This window comes from Nocardia sp. NPDC060259, assembly GCF_042728775.1.
Classification (GTDB): domain Bacteria; phylum Actinomycetota; class Actinomycetes; order Mycobacteriales; family Mycobacteriaceae; genus Nocardia.
The window spans coordinates 1-1,556 of the sequence record NZ_JBHXAY010000202.1; the positions used below are offsets into that span (position 1 = coordinate 1).

Here is a 1,556-nt window from a genome sequence, read left to right on the forward strand (position 1 = left end):
AGCTTGCTCCAAAGAGCGATAAATTTCTTCGCGGTGAGACTGCGAGCGAACCTATCCAGTTTCGGGAGGAGTGTATCTCTGATCTCAAGCAAGGAGCACAGCTCGGAGTCGGTTAGATCGGTGTCACCTAAAGTAGCCTTGCCGTGGCTTTCGAAGCTAGAACGATACTGCTGCGAAGTGTACAGCCTCGCGCATATGCGCTGAAACTCATAAAGCGACATGGTGCCACCTTCCGACCTTTCTTCAATGGCCGTCGTCATCTGCGCCACCAGATCTTCGGACCAAACGACGGGATCGAAATGCCTGTATAAATCTTCTGCATTAGAACCGATCTGCGACATGAGCAAGGGATCGCCGAGCAACCGCGCCAGCCGACGCTTGAGCTCCAGAATATCAGTCGGATCTTCAACCAATATGGCATTCACGCCGTGTGCAATTGGTTTTCGCGTACGCTGATAGTCCGCCACTTCGGCACTCAGCATCAGAGCGCGGCCGCACATAGCGACTTCCCGAGGAATCATGGGTCGATGCGCCGAGATAGAAAAACTATTCTCCAAATAGCATACGACATTGCATGCTCGGATGAATTCTGGCACCCTCCAATGTACCAAGAATGGCAGAATGGCAACTCTCTGAGACAATCCTGCCTCATTAAAGCGCCTTGCAACTGCGTGAGCAGTTGTGCCTCCGGTCCCGATCATCAGTAAGAAGTTGAACTCATGCCCTTCTGCAGCAAGTTGGATCATGGCTTCCACAAGTTCGAATGTGCCTTTACGTCGGCCGGGCTTCCCATAGACTCCCACTGTGGGAACCGCGTCATTATGGCGGTAGCCCGCGATTGGCGACGCGAACGGCGTCTCCGAGATCTCATCGAGAAGGGCGAGCGCGTCGAGCGCAGGTCCGCTCGGCCTGAACAAGTGCGAAGGAACATAGGGAGGCATGCCTGGAATAAATTTGCTTCGATTTATGCCTGTCGCCGCCCATTCGGCAGCAATTTGGGGTGTGCCGAGAATAAAGGATGCGTTGTCGAGCACTCTCCTATAACCGGATCGTCGGTCCTCGCTCGTAGCCAGCCGGTACACGTCGCTGCCAGCGTGCTGAACGGCGTATGGTCTGTCCAACCAGGATGCTACGAGGCTAGCGGCCACACCAAACGGCTCAAGATAGTTCGCAAGAATAAAGTCGCACCCATATCGATCACTTACGTCAGTCGCAAGCGCAGCGATCTTCGTCACAAAGGGGTTCGCGTACGGATGGTAGCCACGCCACAAGTTCGCGGGCTCGCCCGTGGCGAACACGCGAACCGCACCGTGCCTCGATGTCTCAGTAGGCTGAGCGAACCCATCGCCCGTCGGGACATAAAGCCGTTCAGAGATCTCGGCTTCGGTGCCATTTGTGATTACATTCACTTCACAGCCGACCTCTGCTAACCATCGGCTGAGCCAGTACGACCCGGCACTTACCCCTCCTTCGGATGGAGGATACCTGGCGAGCAAGCAGACTTTCAGCCTGGACTGCACGGGGACAACCTTGCTGCGACTTCCAGCTCCCTAAGC

The 1,556-nt window shown here is 55.4% G+C and carries 1 protein-coding gene; it reads right to left on the minus strand.

Features of this window, described 5'->3' with window-relative positions; all coding sequences use genetic code 11:
* The coding region (locus tag ACFWF2_RS33575; protein WP_379311504.1) for a glycosyltransferase at positions 1–1,520 on the minus strand (1,520 nt) is incomplete at its 3' end.
* Positions 1,521–1,556 lie beyond the last annotated feature (36 nt).